Below are 19,831 nucleotides of genomic sequence, written 5' to 3'. Positions count from 1 at the left end.
ATGCCAACACTTCTTGTTTGCCCCCCGTATTTTCTCAATCGTTGATCCCGCTGATTGTTTCGTTACCGCCATCGCTATATCATTTTGTATACAACGATAACTCACCGGAAATCCCCATGTTGAAACGCTTCCCACGGCTGTTACTGCTTTTTGTCCTTTTCTCTTGTGCCGCGCAGGCGGACCGTCAGGTTACTGACCAACTCAACCGACAGGTCACGCTGCCCGATACCATCACCCGCGCGGTGGTGTTGCAACACCAGACGCTGAACCTGCTGGTGCAGCTCGATGCTCTGCCGCAGGTGGTTGGCGTGCTCAGCAGCTGGAAGAAGCAGCTGGGGCCAAATTACCTGCGCCTGGCTCCTGGGTTGGCGAACATGCCGATGCCGGGCGATCTTACCTCGGTCAATATCGAAAGCCTGCTTAGCCTGCATCCACAGGTGGTGTTTGTGGCTAACTATGCGCCGCCGGAAATGATTGCCCAGATTGAAAGGGCCGGTATCCCGGTGGTGGCCATTTCACTGCGCCGTGAGGCGGCGGATCAGGCGGGGAAAATGAACCCGGTGCTGAAAGATGAGGATCAGGCCTATAACCTGGGCTTGCAGGATGGCATCCGCCTGATCGCCAGCGTAATGGGCCATCAGCCGCAGGCCGAGGTGCTGATCCAGGATGTATTTCAGCAGCGGGCGCTGGTGGCGGACCGGCTGCGCGACCTGCCGGAGGATCAGCGGGTGCGGGTCTACATGGCTAACCCGGACTTAACCACCTACGGTTCGGGTAAATACACCGGGCTGATGATGCAGCACGCTGGGGCGCTCAACGTGGCGGCGAAGGAAATTAAAGGTTTTAAGCAGGTGTCGATTGAGGACGTGCTGAAGTGGAACCCGGCGGTGATTTTCGTGCAGGAACGCTATCCCGAGGTGGTAAAGCAAATCCTCAGTTCGCCGCAGTGGCAGGGGATTGATGCGGTGAAAAACAAGCGTGTCTATCTGATGCCGGAATACGCCAAGGCCTGGGGTTATCCGATGCCGGAGGCGTTGGCGCTGGGCGAATTATGGATGGCAAAAAAACTCTATCCGCAGCGTTTTGGCGACGTTAATTTGCAACAGCGGGTGGATGCCTACTACCGGCAGTATTACCGCAGTAGCTGCTGCCAGAGTGAGCAATGAGGCTGGGTTGGCTTATCCTGCTGACGTTGCTCTGCGCATTGTTATCGCTGGGGATCGGCCGCTATCCGGTGTCGGCGACCCACAGCTTGCTAATCCTGCTGGAGCCGTTGACCGGCCCGCACGGCGACATTGATGAGGTACAGCGTCAGGTGATCCTCGGGGTGCGCGTGCCCCGGGTGCTGTTGGCGATGGGCGCCGGGGCGGCGTTGGCCCTGTGCGGCGCGGCGCTGCAGGGCGTATTTCGCAACCCGTTGGTGGATCCGCATATTATCGGCGTCTCTTCCGGTGCGGCCTTCGGCGGCACGCTGGCGATATTACTCAGCCTGCCGATGGCGGCGCTGTTGCTGTCCGCTTTCGTGTTCGGCATGGCGGCCTTGCTGCTGATTTTTGCCATTACCAGCGCTATCGCCCGGCGCAATATTCTGTCGCTGGTGCTGGCGGGTGTGATCCTCAGTGGCTTTTTTTCCGCCTGCGTCAGCCTGCTGCAATATCTGGCCGATACCGAAGAGAAACTGCCGAGCATTGTGTTCTGGTTGCTGGGCAGTTTCGCGACCGCCGACGATAACAAACTGCTGATGTTGTTCCTACCGTTGTTGTTGGGGGGCGGGTTACTGATGGCGTTGCGCTGGCGTATTAATCTGTTGTCGCTGGGAGATGAGGACGCCGCAGGGCTGGGCATCAACGTCGAAGGGACTCGTTGGTTGATTTTGACGCTGTGTGCCGCCATCGTCGCGGCACAGGTGGCGGTCAGTGGCAGCATTGGCTGGGTCGGGTTGGTGATCCCACACGTGGCCCGATTGTTGGTCGGTCCGGATCATCGCCGCCTGTTGCCTGCCTCTATGTGCCTTGGGGCGCTGTATATGGTGTTGATTGACGACCTGGCGCGTACCCTGAGCAGCAGCGAAATCCCATTGGGGATCCTGACTGCGCTGATTGGTGCACCGCTGTTTGCGTTGCTGTTGCGCCGGGCGCAACTGAGAGGTTGGCATGGCTGAAACGCTATTGGCGATCAGGGATTTGAGCTTTGGCTGGCCCGGTCAGGCTCCCTTGTTTAACCGGTTGGATTTGCAGTTACAGCGCGGTGAGGTGCTGGCGGTGCTTGGCCCCAACGGGCGTGGCAAGAGCACTTTGATGCAACTGCTGCTCGGCACCTTACCGTTGCAGCAAGGCGTGGTCGATCGCGGTAACGGGATTGGCTTTGTGCCACAGCATTTCAGCGCTCCCTTTGCTTATCGGGTATTGGATATCGTGCTGATGGGGCGGGCGCGCTATGTGGGTCTGCTGCGTTCTCCTTCGGCGCAGGACCACCGGGTGGCAAAAGAAGCATTGCAGTCGCTGGATATGCTGGGCTTTGCCGAACGTGAATTTGGCAGCCTGTCCGGCGGGCAGCGGCAACTGGTATTGATAGCCCGCGCGCTGGCGATGAGCTGCGAAGTGTTGATGCTGGACGAGCCGACCTCCGCATTGGATTTGCATCATCAGGACCGGGTGCTGAGCCTGATATCACATCTGGCACGGGAGCGGCAGATGGCGGTGATGTTCTCTACCCATCAGCCCAATCATGCGCATGCGGTGGCCGATCGCGCGCTGTTGTTAGGGGCCGCCGGGCAGCATCAGATGGGACCTTGCGCCAGAGTGCTGACGGCCGAGAGCCTGTCGCCGCTGTTTGATTTAGCCATTGAGCGGATAGCCTTACAAATTGACGGTCGGCAGTTCGAAACCCTGGTGCCTTTGTATCGCAGCCAACGGGAGCGTGGGCGTGAGTAATATCTTGTTGTTCGCCGCCGGTAGCCTGCGCGGGGCATTCGGCCCCATGCTGGCCGCATATCAGGCGCAAACCGGTGCCGTGGTGGAGGCGGTGTTTGGCCCGGCGGGGCTGCTGCGCCAGCGAATCGAAGCCGGGGAGCGACCGCATATTTTCGCTTCGGCCAATCTGGCGCATCCGCAGCGATTGGTAAGTCTGCAACTGTCGTCACGGGTTGAGCCTTTTGCCCGCAATCGTCTGTGCGCCACGGTGCGTAATATTGCCGGGTTAACCGAACCGCCACTGTTGGAGGTGTTGCTGGACTCGCGTTGGCGAGTGGCGACATCAACGCCGGGCGCTGATCCTTCCGGCGACTATGCGCAGCAACTGTTCGAGCGCATTGAGCGGTTAGCACCGGGGCAGGGAGTAGCCTTGCAGCAGCGGGCTTTGACGTTGGTAGGTGGGGCGGACTCCGTGCCGCTGCCGGCGGATCGCCTGGCGGCAGAGTATCTGCTTAACAGCGGGCAGGCGGATATTTTCCTCGGCTATGCCAGCTATGGTGCAGCGTTGGCGGGCTATCCCGAATTGTTGGTGCGTCAGTTACCCATGCCACTGGCGATAGAAGCGGTTTACGGCCTTTGCCTGTTGGATGCGCGGGCGCAGCCTTTGGCCGAATTTATTCTGGCGGAGCAGGGGCAGGGGATACTGCGGGAACAGGGCTTTTTACCTGCCAACGTAATAGATTAGTGGCTTATTAAGTTGGCAGGTTGGGAGGCTATTACAGCTTTTTCAGCAATTGCAGCAGATGGTCTTCGCTTTTTTCGGCCAGGCCGTCAATCGCCAGCTTGATGATGTCGGAGCGGGTAATGCGCACAACACCGTTACGTGCCGCCTGCACAATGATTTCATCAATCGCGTCGACGTGGTTATCGGTTAGGCTGACCGAAATAGCTTTATAGGTGCGTTTGCGGCCCTGCGGCTTGGCTTCCGGGGCGGGAGCCAGCAAGGTGTGGGAAGTGGCGCTGTTGATGAATTCGTCTTCCGACATACGCTGGCTTGGGGCGCGTTTTTTCACAGGATCACCTCCTTCACCAGGCTTTCGATTTCCGCCTGTGCTTTTAGGTTATTCGCCTCATGCACGGTGATGGCTTCGCCCCAGGCATCGCGATAAATCTTGCGGTCGCACAGGCGGTGACTGACCAGCGTCAACTCCGGATATTCGCTGAGCACCTGCGCCGCTTCATTGGCTTCATTGATGAAGATATTGGTCGGGCACATATTCAGCACAATGTAGCCTTTCACCTTCTCGTTATATTCCTGCGCGGTGGCAAACATTTCCGACAGATAGCCGACGGTGTCCAGATCCATCTGTGATGGGCGCAGAGGGGAGAGGAACAGATCGGCGGCCAGCAGGCCGGAACGTAGCTCGGCGCTGTCGCGACCGGCGGTATCGACAATCACGTAATCGTAATGGCGATCCAGTTCCAACAGGGTCTCTTTGATTTTGCCCGAGGCAGCCACCACCGGGATATGCGGCAGGCCTTCGACATTCTGACGGTCGTTATACCAGGTCATGATTGATTTCTGATCGTCAGCATCAACGATGATGGCGGTTTTGCCCTGTTTGAGGATCAGATATCCGGCGATATTGACCGCCTTGGTCGATTTCCCTACGCCACCTTTTTGCGAGCCAATCAAAACAATCATGCTGCCATCTCTCAAGTTATTAAGTTGATAGCTTATTAAGCTAGCAACTTATTGGATTGATAATTAAACAGGTTAAAAATAACAACGCTTGAACAATATGCACCAACGGTGGCGGCTTGCCAAGCCAGTATACGGTTAACTTTACAGCTTATTTTGCTGGTAACTTAGTAGCTGGGCAAGTAGGAATGCTCTGGGAAGTGGCCGTACGGAGGGAGTTTTTTTAATTTAGCAGCTTAATAAGTTATTAAGCTGCTAATGATGACTGAGGGCAAAGGCTACTTTTTCAACATCGATTTCAGATTGGCGAACGGGTTATGGGTGGCTACCCCGACGTCTTTTTGCGCGTCTTCACCAGCAATCACCGTGGAGCCGTACTGATCGGCTTCGGTGTATTTGGAGTGCTCATGGTCGTGACAATACAGGCACAGCATTTCCCAGTTGCTGCCGTCCTCCGGGTTGTTGCTGTGGTCGTGATCGATATGGTGGACTGTCAGTTCACGCAGGTTGGAGTAAACAAACTCGCGCGAGCAACGCCCGCAGACCCAGGGGAAAATTTTCAATGCTTTTTCGCGGTAGCCGGTCTCCAGCCTCGCGTAGTTTTTTGGGATATATGCCATGGTGTGTGCCCGTCGGGTGATAACAATAATGGGTAAATAATACCACAACGTGCCGGATTACAGCGTGCGGCACATCACCGTCACTTCTTCGCCGCAAACCTCCCGCAACTCAACCGGTTGCCAGCCCAGTTTTTGATACAGCAACTGTTGATCGGGAGTGTAGAGATACAACTCGGCGATCTGTTGCTGGCGGCAGTGCGTGACGCAGTGATCGATCAGGCGGCGAGCCACCCCTTGCCCACGGTGCTGGGGGTGAGTAAAGACTTCACCCATCCAGAATTTTCGCTCCGGCTTATCCGCCAGTTCGTAAACGATCACGCTGGCAGTGCCGAGGATCTCTTGTTGCGGCGACAGAGCCAACAGCGCCATGCCAGGATGCTGCGGTTCGCAACGCTGTTCAAGACGTCGGCTGATTTTATCGCGACAGCTCCACGGCGGGAAATCCTGCCACTCCAGATGCAGTAATGCGGCCAGTTCATCAATGCGTTGGCGATTCGCAGAAAGTGGTTCAATACGCATAATTCGGTTCGTTTTTTGCCCAATAGCAGCCAACTATAGCGGCAGTTTTCGCTTATTTGAAGGTCTCGATCGCCCAATCGATAAACACGCGCATTTTGGCGCTTAGATGGCGGTTGGAGGGATAGACCACGTACATCTGTTCCGAGGGCGGTTGCCAGTCGTGCAGCAGGCTGACCAGTTCGCCGTTGTCCAGATGCGGCTGGGCCATAAAGCGGAAGGTCTGGATAATGCCCAGCCCGGCCAATGCCGCGGCAAGTAGGGCATTGCCCTCGTTGACGCTGACGTGATAGCGGTGCTGGATATCAATCTCCTTGCCCCGATCGACAAAGTGCAGCGGCTGGATGCGATCGTTCAGCGCATGGCGGTAGTGCGCCAGCGGAAAACCCAGCTCCAGATCGCACGGGTGTTGCGGCGTGCCGTGGCGCGCCAGATAGGCTGGGGTGGCGCAGGTGACCCATTCAAGTTCGAACAGCCGGCGGGCAATCAGAGTGGAATCGGCCAGCGGACCGCTGCGGATCACGCAGTCGGCGCTGTCGTTAATCAAATCAATCAGGCGGTCACCGACCCCCAGGTCGATCTGTATCTGCGGGTAGCGCGAGATAAAGTCCGGCAGCGCCGGTACCAGCAACTGCCGCGCCGTTGAGCCACCGGCGTCGATGCGCAGCACGCCCTGTGGCGCAGTCTGCGACTCGGTCATGCTGCCTTCCATTTGCTCCAACTCTGCCAACCACTTGACCGTTCTCTGGTAGTAGCATTCGCCCTCGGCGGTGACCGACACGCTGCGGGTGGTGCGCTGGAACAGCTTGGTTTGCAGGTGATCTTCCAGGTTCTGAATCAGCTTGGTGACGGTGGCCTTGGGCATCCGCAACGAGTCTGCGGCGCGGGTGAAACCGCCGGTTTCCACTACGCGATTAAACACCCGGATAGCGAGTAAATGATGATCCATAGCGCTCTCAGTGCAAAACCCCGGCAGAGGCCGGGGTGTGTTTCTGCGGATGAACAATGATTATGACTGTTTAGCGCCAATCATGCCGGAACGCAAGGTCAGGCCGAAAACCAGCGCGGCGGACAGGGTGAGCGCGCCGCCAAACAGCATGGCGCTGCTGACGCCCTGCCAGTCGACCACTTCACCGCCCAATAGCGCACCGGAGGCCAGCGCAATCTGGATCACGCAGACCAGCAGTGCCTGACCGGCTTCGGGAGCCTGGGGTACGGCGGCGAACATCCAGTTGGTGGCGCAGACCGGCACGGCGCCAAACGCCAACCCCCACACCATGACCATCAGCGTGGCACCGGCGATACCGCTAAGGAACGGCGAGACGATCAGGATAGCCGCCAACATGGCGGTGATCAGAATAAAGGTGGCGCGCAGGCTACGTTCGGCCAGCCGTTCACCGAGGAAGGTACCCAGCAGACCAATGGCGCCGTAGGCCAGCAGTTGCAACGAAATTGCCGACGGACTGAGGACAAACACCTGTTGCAGCAGCGGCTTCAGGTAGGTATAGGCGGCAAAGTGGCCGATAAACAACAGCACGATGGCAATCAGCCCGGTACGGGCCATCGGCAGGCGCAATGGTAACAGCAGATCGCTTACGGTGACCGGGCGAGTGGGGGGGACGGAAGTCAACAGGCGCAGCTGCGCCAGCAGCACCCCGATCGCCAGCACCGCGCTGCCAAAGAAGGCGGCACGCCAGCCGAACAGGTCACCAATCAGGGCTCCGGCGGGGACGCCGCACACGGCTCCGACCGAAATACCGCTGAGGATCAGCGCGGTGGCGCGCCCCTGGCTGGCTTCCGGCACCAGATGGCGGCCATAGTTGGCGGCGAAAGCCCAAAAGCCGCCGACGCAGATACCGAGCAACACGCGACCCAGCAGCATCATGGGGAAATTAACCGCCAGTGCGGAGACCAGATTGGAGATGGCCAGCAGTACGCTCAGCGCCAGCATCAGCAGGCGACGATCGAGCCGACCGGCTGCCAGGCTCAGTGCCGGTGCGGCGATCGCCGCGATAATGCCGGGCACCGTCACCATCAGGCCGGCTCTGCCGGTGCTGACATCCAGCGACGGCGCGATGTTGGTTAGCAGGCCGATCGGCAGAAACTCGGTGGTGACCATTACAAAGCAGGCAACCGTCAGCGAGAAAATCGCCAGCCAGGCTGATGGTGCAGGTTTATCATTGTTATTCAGCATAGTACCGCTCATCCCAGGTGAATACGTAAACCGCGCGACGGGCGCGGAGTGACAGAGATCACAATTTACGCAGGCATTGGCGGCGGATAAATCCGTTTGCGGTGGTTACACTGTTTCTGAGGAGGAATAATCACGCGAGGCAAGCATCACGGCGGTTGGCAGCCCATCGACAGGCCAAATGCTTAATGGGCATAAGCTTATCTGACAGGCGCAGCAGGCTGCGCCCAAACCAGATTCATAATCCCGGCGCTTTCCACATCGAGGTGGTCAAGCCATGGTCTACCAGCGTTAACTGGTCGGCATAGACCTGCTGCCAGGTTTCTTTTTGTCGTTGGTACAGTTCATGATTGGCCATGTCCGGCTGATACTCACGCTCCCAACGCACCAGTTGTTCGCCGGTTTGCGCCAGCGACTCATACAATCCGGCGCCCACTCCGGCAGCAATCGCGCAGCCCAGCGCAGTGGCTTCTTTCACCACCGGCACGCGCACCCTCAGGCCGGTCACGTCGCTGAGAATTTGACTCCACAGCTTGCCCTTCGAGCCACCACCGGCGAACACCAGCGAACGCGCCTGTACGCCGGAAAAACGGGCGATCTGCTCCAGATTGCAGGCAGAAACAATCGCGGCGTTCTCTTCCAGTGCTCGAAACAGCGTTTGTTTATTGCAGCGTTCCGGGTCGAGCGACAGGTTAATAAACGAAGGCGCGGCGTGGTACCAGGTCTTGAAATGCATGGCATCGGAGAAAATCGGCATCACTCCGTAGGCCCCTGGCGGGACACGTGCTGCCATCTCTTCCATCAGGCTGTAGGCATCCACACCCAGCCGTTCTGCCATCAACTTTTCTTCGGCGCAGAAGGCGTCGCGGAACCAGCGCATGGTCAATCCGGTGAAGAAGCTGATCGACTCTGCCTGTGCCATACCGGGGATCACATGCGGATTGATACGGATGTTCATCTCCGGGTCGGTCGCCGGTTCGGGCAGATTGACGATTTGTTGCCAGAAGGTGCCACCCAATACCGCAGTTTGCCCGGCCCGCACTATCCCCAGTCCCAGACTGCCCAACTGCACATCGCCGCCGCCCATCACTACCGGCGTACCACGCAGCAGGCCACTTTGTTGGGCCGCCTGTTCGGTGACGTGCCCCAGGACGCTGCCGGTTTCTTTCACTGGCGACAGCATATCGGCGCGCAGCCCGGCCATATCGAGCAACGCCGGTCGCCAGTCACGGCTGACCAAATCCAGCATGCCGGTAGTCCCGGCGTTGGAAGGATCGACCGCCAGTTCACCGCTCAGCATGTTTGCCAGCCAGTCGCTGATCATGGTCAGCGTTGCGGCCTGACGGTAAATGTCCGGCCGGTGATGCGCCAACCACAGCAGGCGCGGCATGGCGCTTAACGCCAGCGTTTGGCCTGAATATTGGTACACCTCACGTTCGAAATTATGGTTATGCAGCTCCTTCAGCTCGCTGACTTCCTCGCTGGCACGGGCGTCAACGTTGGCGCAGGCCCAGATTGGCGTGCCGTCGCGATCGTAAAGCACTATGCCTTCGCGCATCGAGCAACAGGCGATGGAACGGATCGCCTGACCAGAGAGACCGGCGTTCTGCAGCGCCTGGCGAATGCACTGACAGGTCAGTTGCCAGTTGTGGGCCAGATCAAACTCCATCGAGCCGGGCACCCCCGGCACCGCCAGATGTCGCCATTCCGCCTGGCCCTGAGCGATCTGATTGCCTGTCAGACTGAAGATGACCGCGCGAATGCTACCGGTGCCTGCGTCCAGTGCCATCAAATAGTTATCCATAGCTCACTCTCTCTGGGGTTGGGATCTTAACTATAGATGCGGGGCTCCTGGCGCTGGTGGGGGAAAGGGTGGGGCTGGCAGGATTTGTGAACTGTGCTGCAAAATTGCCGTTGCGGGGGGTAAATCCGCAGGAATAAACCTATGGTTGGAAAGCACATATACCCTATAGCTTTCAAGTTGCAGCTAGGCGCCCAGCTCGCTCATCCCCAGGCGCTTACTTTAGTAAGTAACTGGGGTGAGCGAGTGCAGGTAACAACGCTGCGGCTTGAAAGATGACGGGTATTGACCTTCAAGGTGAAACAAGGAGCCACCATGCACGTCACTCTGGTAGAAATTAACGTTAAACAGGACAAAATCGACGAATTTATTGAGGTGTTTCGCGCCAATCATCTGGGGGCGATCGAAGAGCCGGGTAATCTGCGTTTTGACGTATTGCAGGATGAAACCATCCCGACGCGTTTTTATATCTATGAAGCCTACCGGGACGAGCAGGCGGTCGCCGCCCACAAAAAGACGCCGCACTATCTGCAATGCGTGGAAAAACTGGAAGCCTTGATGACCGGGCCACGCAAGAAAACCAGCTTTATCGGCCTGATGCCGGGTTAGGCCAGTAGGTCAGGGTAATTTTGTTCAATACATTGCTTACTCGGGTCGTCAGTCTGGCATCTGTGAATTCATTCTCAGGTGCCCGTAATGAATATTTATCTTTCGATGGCCGCTTTTGCGTTGGCCTCTTCCATCACCCCCGGTCCAGTCAATATCGTGGCGCTGAGCGCTGGGGCGCAATTCGGTTTTAATGCCACCCTGCGGCATGTCTTTGGTGCCACGCTGGGTTTTACCCTGCTATTGATTCTGATTGGGCTGGGGCTGCACCAGTTACTGACGCTGTGGCCGGTGCTGACTCAGGTGATCCAGTGGGCGGGCATCGCCTTTTTACTGTTTATGGCTTATCAACTGGCCTTTGACGACGGACGGCTGGGCAACGGCAGCCGCCCGCAAGCCCCCTCGTTCTGGTATGGCGCCTTGTTGCAGTGGCTGAACCCTAAAGCCTGGCTGGCGTCGGTGGCCAGTCTGGGGGCGTTTGTCGCCGACGGTGACCGATTGCTGTTATGGCAGTTTGCGGTGATTTATTTTGTCATCTGCTATGCCTCGGTGGCCTGCTGGGCCTACACCGGCGCGATGCTGAGCGGTCTATTGCAACAGGCTCGCAATGTGCAGCGTTTTAATCGTTTGATGGCGTTGCTGTTGGCGGTCAGCGCCTGTTATTTGCTGGCCGACGGCGTTTAGCGCGGATTTTGGTATTGGCCGGGGGTGGCAGCCAATAGCTGTTTGAAGGTGCGTTGAAAGTGCGCCTGGTCGGCAAAGCCGCTCTCACTGGCAGCCGCGGCGATCGGATAGCCCCGTTTCAGCAACCGATGACCGAACTGAATACGCTGATTGACCAGGTAGGCGTGCGGCGTCATGCCGTAACGCCGCTTAAAGGCGCGGATTAAGTAAGAGGGCGAGAGTGCTGCAGCCTGGCAGATAGCTTCCAGCGTCAGTGGTTGGGTGCAATATTGACTGATAAAGCTTGCCGCCGCCTCGAGTCTCGGGTGCTCGGCTTCGGCTGCAGATAGGCGAACATCGCCCTGACAGATTTGTAGCTCGGTGAAGTATTCCACCAGGGCGATCTGTTTTTCCAACTGGCAATGCTGTGGGTCGATCAGTAGGGAATACAGCCGGTTCAGGCCATTGAACAGGCTAGGGGCATGGCTGATCACCTGAGAAAACGGAATAAAACTACCGTCGCCACCGGCGATTTCCTGCTGCAGTTTACCCAGCCAGGTGGCATCAATATAAAACATGATGTATGACCAGCGCTGGTCACCGATGGGGTTGCAAGCGTGGGCCTGCTGCGGGTTAATCATCACCACGTCGCCGGTGCTGACCTGCAGTTGTTGGTTGCCGTTAATATAAATGCTGGTGCCGCCGGTGATAGCCCCGATGGAAAAAATTTCATGGCTATGCAGGGCGTAACAAACTTTGCGGCCATCTTCAATGGCGCGAGCTTCCACAAAAGGGAGCTGCGGATCTCGCCAAAATTGCGGCGCGGTAGCGGTCATGAGCTTTCCTTTCAGAGACGGCAGGGCTAGCTTGTTATAGCGTAAAATGAGCGAGGGAGGGAACGCGGGTGATAATTTTTAATGTGTTTTGCCGCCTTCTGAATTGAATAAACCCCCGGCCACAGAGGTATGGCCGGGGTGGTTTTTAATCTTCTTCGTTGCGGGCCATCAACTGACGTTGATGTTCTTCGCTGGCCGCCTGGATTTCCTCCAGTACTGAACCGACATCGGCGCGCTTGCTGCTTTCGACAAACTTGCCGGTCAACACGCTGGCCGGCGTCAGGTTGCCTTCCTGATACAGCGCCCAGATTTCTTTGGCGTATTTGCTGCCCAGCAGTTCCGGCGCGTACTGGCCATAAAACTGCGACATGTTGTTGATATCACGTTCGAACATGCTCTTGGCGTGGTTGTTGGCAGCGGCATCCACCACCTGTGGCAGATCGATAATCACCGGCCCATCTTTGTCCATCAGCACGTTGAACTCCGACAAATCACCATGCACCAGCCCGGCGCACAGCATGCGCACTGCGTAATTCATCATCAGTGCGTGATCGGCCCGCGCCTGTTCCGGCGTCAGGGTAACATCGCTCAGACGCGGCGCTACCAGGCCTTCTTCGTCGGTGATCAGTTCCATCAGCAGCACGCCATCGAGACAGATATCCGGTTGCGGCACGCGTACGCCCGCTTTGGCGAGCAGGTACAGCGCGTCGACCTCGGTGTTCTGCCAGGCTTCTTCCTGCTGCTGGCGACCGAATTTCGACCCTTTGCTCATGGCACGCGCATCGCGGCTATTACGCACCTTGCGGCCTTCCTGATAGTTCACGGCCTGCTTGAAGTTACGCTTGTCTGCTTCTTTGTAAACTTTGGCGCAGCGGATCTCTTCGCCGCAGCGCACGATAAAGACGTCGGCTTCTTTGCCACTTTTCAAACGGCGGATGACGTCGTCGATTAAACCATCATCTACCAATGGCTGGAGTCGTTTTGGAATTTTCATGCAGCCTTGTACCCTATTTAGGCTCCGGTGTGAATGGTTTGCTAAGGTGTTACCTCAATTTAGACCCGAAAGGCAAAATTTAGTTTGCCGCCGCTGCGACACATGGCCGCAACGGCGCACCCGCTACAGGGTTTCTGCCAGTACCCAAACGCTGACGCTGCCGCCGTTAACCGGGAAAGTGGCATTCCCCTGTTCGTCGGTGGTGACCTCATCCTGACGGTTACCGAGCAGATCGCGCCAGTTTTTATGCGCCAGTTCAGTGCCCAGCGAAACCGCTTTGCCACTTTCAGCCCCGTTGGTCAGCACCACTATGCAGCCAGGGGCATCGGCGGTACCGCTGCGGCTGAAGGCCACGCAGTTTTTATCATCAAAATAATCGGTTTGCACGCCGTTGGCAAAGCGTTGTCGCGCCTGAATCAACTTTTCCAGCTCAGGGATGACCGGCATATCAATCTGGTATTCCTGGCCGTCGCTGCCTTTATCCTTATAGCTGGCACCGAACAGGTCAGGATAGAACACGCAGGGCACGCCTTGTTCGCGCAACAGGATCAGGGCATAGGCCAGTGGCTTGAACCAGGGTTCGACCGGTGCCTCCAGCGATTGTAGCGGTTGCGTATCATGGTTGGCGACCAGCGTGACCGAATGGGCCGGATCGGCCGCGGTCAGGGTATCGGTGAACATCTGCGCCATGTCGAACCCGTCACCCTGTTTCGATGCCTGATGAAACTTCAGGTGCAAGGCTACGTCGAACAACATCACTTTGCCCTCGACCAGGTCAATATACTGCTGCAGCGCCGCCAGATCGTGCGACCAATATTCGGCGACGATAAACAGATCGCGCTGCGCGCTGTCGCGCACGTGGTCAGCCCACTCTTTAAAGAACCAGGCCGGAATGTGTTTGGCCGCGTCCAGACGGAAACCGTCGCAGGGCAGAGTTTCCAGCAGCCAGCGTGCCCAGTATTTCAGCTCTTCCACTACCGCCGGGTTGCGGAATTCGACGTCCGCGCCCATCAGATAATCATAATTGCCTTTTTCGTCGCCAACCTGGTCGTTCCAGCCGTCGTCGCCGTAGTCATTGGCGATTTTGAACACGCCTTTTTCATCGGGCTGCTCAACGTAATCCACTCCGCCGAAGCATTTGTAATCCCAAATGAATTTGGAATAGGTGCCTTGTCTGCCGGGGAAGGTGAAGCGGGTATAGGCCAGGGCGTCGAAGCCCTGGTCATTAATATCGTTGCGGTTGTTGGCATCCGCCTTGTACACGTGTATCTGTTCTTTTTCATCGGCACCGAGCTTGTGGTTGAAGACCACGTCATAAATCACCCGCACGCCGTTGTCGCGAAGCGTATTCACGGCATTTGCCAGCGCTTCTTTGTCACCGTATTTGGTGGCGCGGCTGCCTTTTTGATCAAACTCGCCCAGGTCGAACAGATCATAGCTGTCGTAACCTACCGAATAGCCGCCGGAAGCGCCCTTATAGGCGGGAGGCAGCCACAGATCGGTGATGCCCAGCCCGGCAATTTGCGCTGCGCGTTCGGTTGCCTCTGGCCATAACTGACCGCCATCCGGGTAATACCAATGGAAAAACTGCAGCAAGGTAGTTTTTTTCGTCATGAGCAAGCCGTCCTATTTGCCAGAAGGAGGTGCAGAATGAGCGGTGGCCCACCCCATACCGTTACAGCATGGGCTACTTTTGGCAAAAGGGAAACTCGGTTTGAGAGGCTAATGGTGCCGTTTTGGCGGGAGTCATGCAGCTTGGCGCAATTGGCCAATAGCGACCACAAGGCCAGTGGTATTTACTCTGCGGAAAACGCAAAAGGCGGCCAGGGCCGCCTCTTTGCACTCTTGCTGATTTAGCAATTAATTGTAGATGATCGCAGTACCGTGCAGCTTGTTGTCACCGGTAGTTGAGATGATCTGGAATGATTTGGCACCTGCGGCATCCGCTTTGGCAGCCAGATGATTTTCCAGGCTGGTCAGGTCGGAAGCCCCGCTAACGGTAACCACACCGGCTTTTTGCAGATCGGCCGGTTGAGCGTTAACCAGATCGGCGGCGAAACTACCAAATGATGCAGAAGCCAGTGCGATGGCGGCGATGGTGATTTTCAGGTTTTTCATGGTCTTATTTCCTATCTTGGTATTCTGTTTGATGTTTTTTATTGGGGTCGTTAAATTAATTAACGATCGATAATTTAATGTTAGACGCCTGTTCGGCGCTTTGCAACTATTTTTTTAGTGTTCGTTAATTAATTTTTCTTACCGTCTTTAACCAGAAGCATAATGGTCATTGCGTATCTGATTGTTTAAAGCTAACTCACTGTTATTGATAGATTACAGCGGTACCATGCAGTTGATTGTTGCCACCGGCACCAATGATGCGGAATGATTTTGCACCGGCTTCATCTGCTTTGGCTGCCAAATCGGCTTCCAGCGAGCTGATATCGGAAGCACCGCTGACGGTGATCACACCGAGTTTTTGCTGGTCTGCCGGTTGGTTGTGAACCAGGTCGGCGGCGAAACTACCAAAAGAAGCAGAGGCCAGGGCGATGGCGGCAAGAGTGATTTTTAAGTTTTTCATGATGTTAATTCCTATTTCAGAAGCGTAAACTGGGTTTGTTAATGTCTGTCGTTATGATTACTTAACGATCGATAACTAAATGTTAATCGCTTCTCGACGGCAGCGCAATATTTTTTTATAATGATCGTTAATTTAATTGATAAGCCCTGCTGCGGGGCGGGATAAGAGAGGGTCTATGAGTATCAATGAAGAAGTCTGCGCCAAAAAAACGCGTGGCAGACCGAAGCAGTTTGATCGCGACCGTGCGCTGGACAGCGCGCTCGATCTGTTCTGGCGGCACGGTTATGAATCAACCTCGCTGGCCGATCTGGTAGAAGTCACCGGTGCCAAAGCGCCAACGCTGTATGCCGAGTTTGGTAACAAGGAAGGGCTATTCCGTGCGGCGGTGGAACGATATCTGCAAAAATACACTACCTGTACCAATCAATTTTTGGAGCGGGATTTGCCAATAGCGGAGATCGTTGAAGCTTATGTGCGTTCTTCCGCGGAGGTGTTTACCGACCCGGATACGCCTTCCGGCTGCTTTATGGTTTGTGCCTCTGCGGCGCTGTCTTCGTCTTCCGATGAAGTGGCCGAGATGCTGCGTAAAAAACATCATTCGAATGAAGCCAGCCTGCGAGCCTGTTTTGACCGCAAGGTACAGCAGGGGGAGTTATTGGCGAAAACCGATACCGCGCTGTTGGCCAAATTCATCGTCTGTACCATTGAAGGGATGTCGGTTCAGGCACGTGAAGGGGCTAGCCGTGAGGATTTATATCGCTTGCTCGATGCATTGATGCTGGTTTGGCCGCGTCTCAGCCAGGTGGGCAATAAGGTTTAGGGCAAGACATATCAGGCTAGAGGTCGCAGCGTTGCGGCCTCTATTGGTTTTTGCGCTAAAACTACAGCCAGGCTGAACCTGGCCGCCGGTTTTTTTAACGCTTGTCGAGCTTCATGTGCAGCAGCGGGAAAGGATTGCCCTGACCGTCGAGTGCCGAACGGCCGGTAATTTCAAAACCGTAGTGGCGGTAAAAATCACTGGCCTGCGGGTTCTGTTCATTAACATCCAACTGCAACTCATCATAGAGCGTTTCGGCGTGGGCCAGCAGCGCTCTGCCGACGCCTTTGCCACGCTGCTCTGCATCGATAAACAGCATTTCTACTTTATTGCCGCTTAGCCCGATAAAACCGCAAGGGTGACCGGGGCGGTCTTCTGCAACCCAAACGTCGACCGCCGGCAAATAGTCGTTAAGCACCAACGGATAGAGTTGGGCGATATTATCTTCGGTGAGGAAATGGTGGGTGGCGCGGACCGAACGCTGCCAAATCTCCACCAGTTGCGCATTGTCTTGTGCTGCGCGTGCTCGGATAGTGATCATGGAAACTCCTTGGTGATTTACTTATTTTAAACCCGACCCCAGAGTCTGGCGACAGTCAGCGCGATAAAAGCTTCCAGCTTGGGTGACTGCCGACGTTCGGGCAGATAGACCAGATGCATTGGCCGCGACAACGGTGAATAGTCCGGCAGCACCTGTACCAATCGGCCGCCGGCAATATCTTCCTCCAGCAGCATGCAGGCGTGCAGCGCGATACCGAAACCGGCCAGCGCCGCCCGACGTACCCCTTCGCCAGAGTCCATCCGCAGCCGCGGCCTGACCGGCACGCTGATTTCCCCCGTCGGCCCCTGCAAGCGCCAGAAATGGTTGCCGTCCCACTGACTAAAACCAAAACAGCTGTGTGCGCTGAGTTGCTCCGGCTGGGTTGGTACACCTTGCTGCGCCAGATAGGCCGGTGCGGCGGCCAGCGTCATGCGGTAATCGGGCAGGGCGCGGGCCACCAGGCCATCGTCTGCCACCGGCCCGATGCGAAACGCAGCTTCGTAGCCTTCTTCAATCAAATCTACCTTACGGTCCGACAGCACCACTTCCGCTTCTACCTCCGGGTGCCGTTGCAGGAATTCGGTGAGGATCGGCGTCAGTACGCGGTTGCCGAAAGTGACGGGGGCACTGATGCGCAACAGGCCGCTGGGGGAGCTCAATAGTGCCCGCGCGCTGGCTTCGGCGGCATCGGCGTCGGCCAGCAGACGGCGGCAGCGTTCGTAGAATACCCGGCCGGTCTCGGTCAGCCCCTGCCTGCGGGTGGTACGGTTCAGCAACGGTGCATTCAGCCGTTGTTCCAGGTAACGGATGTGTTTGCCGACCATGGTCGGGGAGATGGCCATCTCCTCGGCGGCGGCGACAAAGCTGCCTTTTTCCACCACCCGCACAAACACCGCCATGCTGGTTAATCGATCCATTATAAACCCCTGGTGTTTTCTGAATGCTCTGTGGGCCACTTCTCCTGATTATAGCGCTTTGCGATAATCATTCTATCGACTGTCAGTGTGTTATTGGCGGAAACTTCCCGGAGCAGCAACATGCATGCATTAGCGTTTGAACATTTTGGCGGGCCGGACGTGCTCGAATACCTTGAGCTGCCGACGCCAGCGGTACCTGCAGGCGCAGTGCAGGTGCGTATGGGGGCCGCCGGGCTGAATTTCGCTGATATTTATCGCCGCAAGGGCAACTACGTGCTGCACGGCAACCCGCCTCATATCGGCGGTTACGAAGGCGTGGGAACAATTATCGCCGTGGGGGAAGGAGTCGATGGCTGGCAGTTGGGGGAGAGAATTGGTTTCGCCGATGTCCCTTTCTGTCACGCCACGCGAATCAACGTGCCGGTGGAGCATGCACTGCGGCTGCCGCATGCACTGAGCGACGTCGAAGCCGCCTCGATTCTGTTGCAGGGGTTAACGGCGCAGTACCTGATTAATGACAGCGTACAGGTGAAAGCGGGCGATCGCGCTTTGGTGCATGCGGCAGCCGGGGGCGTCGGACAAATTTTGACGCGTATGCTGGTGGCGCGTGGCGCGCAGGTTTACGCCGTGGTGTCTTCGGCGCACAAACAGCAGATTGCCCTGAACAACGGCGCTGCGGCAGCCTTCACTTATCAGCAGGATTGGGTCGCGCAAATTGCTGCGCTGACCGACGGTGGCGTTGAGTACGGTTTTGACTCGGTGGGCATCACGCTGCAACAGAGCATTGACGCGCTGCGTCCCGGCGGCCGGGTGGTCACCTTCGGCATGGCAGGCGGCGAGGCACCGGCCATTTCCGCCTACGGCCTGATGATGGATTCCAAAGGCGTGGTTGGTGGCGACCTCTGGACCTACCTTAATAGCGCCGAGGCCCGGCGAGAAAGGGCTGAGCGCTTGTTCAGCAGTTGGCAGAGCGGCGAGTTTGCCGTGCCCCATATCGAAACCTTCCCGCTGAGCGAAGGGGCGGCCGCTCATCGCCGGCTGGAGGATCGCAGCTTTGCCGGCAAGATTGTGTTGCTAAGCGATCGCGACCCTCAGAGTTAAAAGCGGCCTATCGCCGCATGTTACACTGGCCGCCAGGCGATAATGGGGGTCAGTCAGGATGGAAGTGATTCGTGCGGCGATAGAAAAACAGGTGATTGGCCTGACCGGGCTGGCGCTTGGCGATGTCGACTTTGAAAACCCGCCGGGTGACCCGGGCCTGTATGGGCCGCAGTCGGTCATTTGGCAGGTACACAGTGATTTCACCACCATGCTGTGCGGGGGCGTCAGCGCCTTACTGTTGCAGATGCTGCACCCGTTGGCGCTGGCCGGCGTCTGGGATCATTCCAACTTCCGCGACGATATGCTCGGCCGCCTGCGCCGCACCAGCCAGTTTGTCTCCGTCACCACCTTTGGGCCCACCGCCGAGGCCGAACGGCTGATCGCCAAAGTCAAAGCCATTCACCTGCGGGTCAACGGCATCAGCAGCGACGGCAGGCCTTACGCCGCCAGCGATCCCGACCTGCTCACCTGGGTGCACGTGGTGGAAAGCAGCTGCTTTTTAGCCAGCCATTTGCGTTACCGCAACCCGCATCTTTCCCGCGAACAGCAGGACGGTTATTACCGTGAGACGGCGCGAGTTGCCGCTGCACTGGGGGCACGCGATATCCCCATCTCTTGCGCGGCGGTTGAGGATTACCTGCGGAGAATGCAGTCGCAGTTGGTGTGCGATGAGCGCACGCAGGAAGTGGCTCGTATTCTGCTGGCGGCCCCGGCACCGAGCGCATTGGCACGACCTTTTGGCAGATTGGTGATGCAGGCGGGCATCGATCTGCTACCGGAGTGGGCGCAGCAGCAGTTTGGTTTTTCTCCCGGCGTATTGCAGCAAAAACTGGTGCGGGCCGGTGTCAGTGGTGTAGGTAAAGTGCTGCGTGGCTCCATGCGTAACGGCTCCTATCAACGGGCGCTACGACGAATTGGCCGACCAGTCTGAACCCGCACGCACTATAATTCTTACCAATAACCCAATGTTTAGGGACACTTTTGAGACTTTTACGGGTGATCCGGCCGCTAATGCGCTTTACACTGGGCCAAAGCC

Annotated in this window: 23 protein-coding genes; 9 read left to right on the top strand and 14 right to left on the bottom strand. The window is 57.1% G+C overall.

Features of this window, described 5'->3' with window-relative positions; all coding sequences use genetic code 11:
• Positions 1-116: 116 nt before the first annotated feature.
• Genes FCL49_RS07930 through FCL49_RS07915 form a run of 4 tightly spaced genes read left to right on the top strand, consistent with a single transcriptional unit; the run spans position 117 to position 3,657 of the window.
• The gene (locus FCL49_RS07930; RefSeq protein ID WP_174353103.1) at positions 117-1,166 is read left to right on the top strand and encodes an ABC transporter substrate-binding protein; all 1,050 of its coding nucleotides are present in this window, start codon (positions 117-119) and stop codon (positions 1,164-1,166) included.
• Complete coding sequence (locus tag FCL49_RS07925; RefSeq protein WP_174353102.1) at positions 1,163-2,161, top strand: FecCD family ABC transporter permease; 999 nt, start codon at positions 1,163-1,165, stop codon at positions 2,159-2,161. Before FCL49_RS07930 ends, FCL49_RS07925 begins: the two co-directional genes overlap by 4 nt.
• A complete protein-coding gene (locus tag FCL49_RS07920; RefSeq protein ID WP_174353101.1) occupies positions 2,154-2,933 on the top strand; it encodes an ABC transporter ATP-binding protein in 780 nt (259 codons plus the stop codon). Before FCL49_RS07925 ends, FCL49_RS07920 begins: the two co-directional genes overlap by 8 nt.
• A complete protein-coding gene (locus FCL49_RS07915; protein ID WP_174353100.1) occupies positions 2,926-3,657 on the top strand; it encodes a substrate-binding domain-containing protein in 732 nt (243 codons plus the stop codon). The genes FCL49_RS07920 and FCL49_RS07915 overlap by 8 nt, the downstream gene beginning before the upstream one ends.
• Before the next feature lie 31 nt (positions 3,658-3,688).
• Here the strand turns inward: FCL49_RS07915 and FCL49_RS07910 are convergent, their stop codons facing one another.
• From FCL49_RS07910 to lsrK, 7 genes are all read right to left on the bottom strand, one after another.
• Entirely contained in the window at positions 3,689-3,985 is a 297-nt protein-coding gene (locus FCL49_RS07910; protein ID WP_174353099.1) for a hypothetical protein, read from the bottom strand.
• Entirely contained in the window at positions 3,982-4,617 is a 636-nt protein-coding gene (locus tag FCL49_RS07905) for an AAA family ATPase (protein WP_153857578.1), read from the bottom strand. Before FCL49_RS07905 ends, FCL49_RS07910 begins: the two co-directional genes overlap by 4 nt.
• Positions 4,618-4,892: 275 nt before the next feature.
• A complete protein-coding gene (yajD, locus tag FCL49_RS07900) occupies positions 4,893-5,234 on the bottom strand; it encodes an HNH nuclease YajD (protein ID WP_004942039.1) in 342 nt (113 codons plus the stop codon).
• Positions 5,235-5,291: 57 nt separating this feature from the next.
• Entirely contained in the window at positions 5,292-5,753 is a 462-nt protein-coding gene (locus tag FCL49_RS07895) for a GNAT family N-acetyltransferase (RefSeq protein ID WP_174353098.1), read from the bottom strand.
• A gap of 52 nt (positions 5,754-5,805) precedes the next feature.
• Positions 5,806-6,699, bottom strand: a complete 894-nt coding sequence (locus FCL49_RS07890; protein ID WP_174353097.1) for a LysR family transcriptional regulator — start codon at positions 6,697-6,699, stop codon at positions 5,806-5,808.
• A gap of 60 nt (positions 6,700-6,759) precedes the next feature.
• Positions 6,760-7,944 carry an MFS transporter gene (locus FCL49_RS07885; RefSeq protein WP_174353096.1) on the bottom strand — a complete coding sequence of 395 codons (1,185 nt, stop codon included), beginning with the start codon at positions 7,942-7,944 and terminating at the stop codon, positions 6,760-6,762.
• A gap of 235 nt (positions 7,945-8,179) precedes the next feature.
• Complete coding sequence (gene lsrK / locus FCL49_RS07880; RefSeq protein WP_174353095.1) at positions 8,180-9,745, bottom strand: autoinducer-2 kinase; 1,566 nt, start codon at positions 9,743-9,745, stop codon at positions 8,180-8,182.
• A gap of 312 nt (positions 9,746-10,057) precedes the next feature.
• Between lsrK and lsrG the strand changes: the two genes are divergently transcribed.
• Both lsrG and FCL49_RS07870 read left to right on the top strand, forming a co-directional pair.
• The gene (lsrG, locus tag FCL49_RS07875) at positions 10,058-10,351 is read left to right on the top strand and encodes a (4S)-4-hydroxy-5-phosphonooxypentane-2,3-dione isomerase (protein WP_012005816.1); all 294 of its coding nucleotides are present in this window, start codon (positions 10,058-10,060) and stop codon (positions 10,349-10,351) included.
• An 87-nt stretch (positions 10,352-10,438) separates the two neighbouring features.
• Entirely contained in the window at positions 10,439-11,032 is a 594-nt protein-coding gene (locus FCL49_RS07870; RefSeq protein WP_174353094.1) for a LysE family translocator, read from the top strand.
• Here the strand turns inward: FCL49_RS07870 and FCL49_RS07865 are convergent.
• The 5 genes from FCL49_RS07865 to bhsA (FCL49_RS07845) all read right to left on the bottom strand — a co-directional run bounded on the left by FCL49_RS07865 (position 11,029) and on the right by bhsA (FCL49_RS07845) (position 15,419).
• Positions 11,029-11,847, bottom strand: a complete 819-nt coding sequence (locus FCL49_RS07865; protein ID WP_174353093.1) for an AraC family transcriptional regulator — start codon at positions 11,845-11,847, stop codon at positions 11,029-11,031. The genes FCL49_RS07870 and FCL49_RS07865 overlap by 4 nt on opposite strands.
• 145 nt (positions 11,848-11,992) lie before the next feature.
• The gene (locus tag FCL49_RS07860) at positions 11,993-12,841 is read right to left on the bottom strand and encodes a PA4780 family RIO1-like protein kinase (RefSeq protein WP_174353092.1); all 849 of its coding nucleotides are present in this window, start codon (positions 12,839-12,841) and stop codon (positions 11,993-11,995) included.
• Positions 12,842-12,964: 123 nt separating this feature from the next.
• On the bottom strand, positions 12,965-14,455 hold the full coding sequence (gene amyA / locus FCL49_RS07855) for an alpha-amylase (protein ID WP_174353091.1): 1,491 nt from the start codon (positions 14,453-14,455) through the stop codon (positions 12,965-12,967).
• A 246-nt stretch (positions 14,456-14,701) separates the two neighbouring features.
• On the bottom strand, positions 14,702-14,959 hold the full coding sequence (gene bhsA / locus FCL49_RS07850; RefSeq protein ID WP_174353090.1) for a multiple stress resistance protein BhsA: 258 nt from the start codon (positions 14,957-14,959) through the stop codon (positions 14,702-14,704).
• Between the two features lie 202 nt (positions 14,960-15,161).
• Positions 15,162-15,419 (bottom strand): multiple stress resistance protein BhsA, encoded by a 258-nt coding sequence (bhsA, locus tag FCL49_RS07845; RefSeq protein ID WP_174353089.1) that lies wholly within the window; start codon positions 15,417-15,419, stop codon positions 15,162-15,164.
• A gap of 175 nt (positions 15,420-15,594) precedes the next feature.
• Between bhsA (FCL49_RS07845) and FCL49_RS07840 the strand changes: the two genes are divergently transcribed.
• Positions 15,595-16,239, top strand: a complete 645-nt coding sequence (locus FCL49_RS07840; RefSeq protein WP_174353088.1) for a TetR/AcrR family transcriptional regulator — start codon at positions 15,595-15,597, stop codon at positions 16,237-16,239.
• Between the two features lie 94 nt (positions 16,240-16,333).
• Here FCL49_RS07840 and FCL49_RS07835 read toward each other — a convergent pair whose 3' ends face one another.
• Both FCL49_RS07835 and FCL49_RS07830 read right to left on the bottom strand, forming a co-directional pair.
• The gene (locus FCL49_RS07835) at positions 16,334-16,777 is read right to left on the bottom strand and encodes an acetyltransferase (RefSeq protein ID WP_174353087.1); all 444 of its coding nucleotides are present in this window, start codon (positions 16,775-16,777) and stop codon (positions 16,334-16,336) included.
• Positions 16,778-16,803: 26 nt separating this feature from the next.
• Positions 16,804-17,694 (bottom strand): LysR family transcriptional regulator, encoded by an 891-nt coding sequence (locus FCL49_RS07830; RefSeq protein ID WP_174353086.1) that lies wholly within the window; start codon positions 17,692-17,694, stop codon positions 16,804-16,806.
• A gap of 120 nt (positions 17,695-17,814) precedes the next feature.
• On the opposite strand from FCL49_RS07830, the gene FCL49_RS07825 reads away from it, so the two are divergent.
• The gene (locus FCL49_RS07825) at positions 17,815-18,795 is read left to right on the top strand and encodes a quinone oxidoreductase family protein (protein WP_174353085.1); all 981 of its coding nucleotides are present in this window, start codon (positions 17,815-17,817) and stop codon (positions 18,793-18,795) included.
• A gap of 58 nt (positions 18,796-18,853) precedes the next feature.
• Positions 18,854-19,726, top strand: coding sequence for an oxygenase MpaB family protein (locus tag FCL49_RS07820; protein WP_174353084.1), 873 nt, complete (start codon positions 18,854-18,856; stop codon positions 19,724-19,726).
• Positions 19,727-19,831 lie beyond the last annotated feature (105 nt).

Origin of the sequence: Serratia proteamaculans (genome assembly GCF_013337185.1) — a bacterium.
GTDB lineage: Bacteria > Pseudomonadota > Gammaproteobacteria > Enterobacterales > Enterobacteriaceae > Serratia > Serratia proteamaculans_D.
The sequence above is the reverse complement of the archived record's forward strand: the minus strand, read 5'-3'. Positions and strand labels throughout refer to the sequence as shown.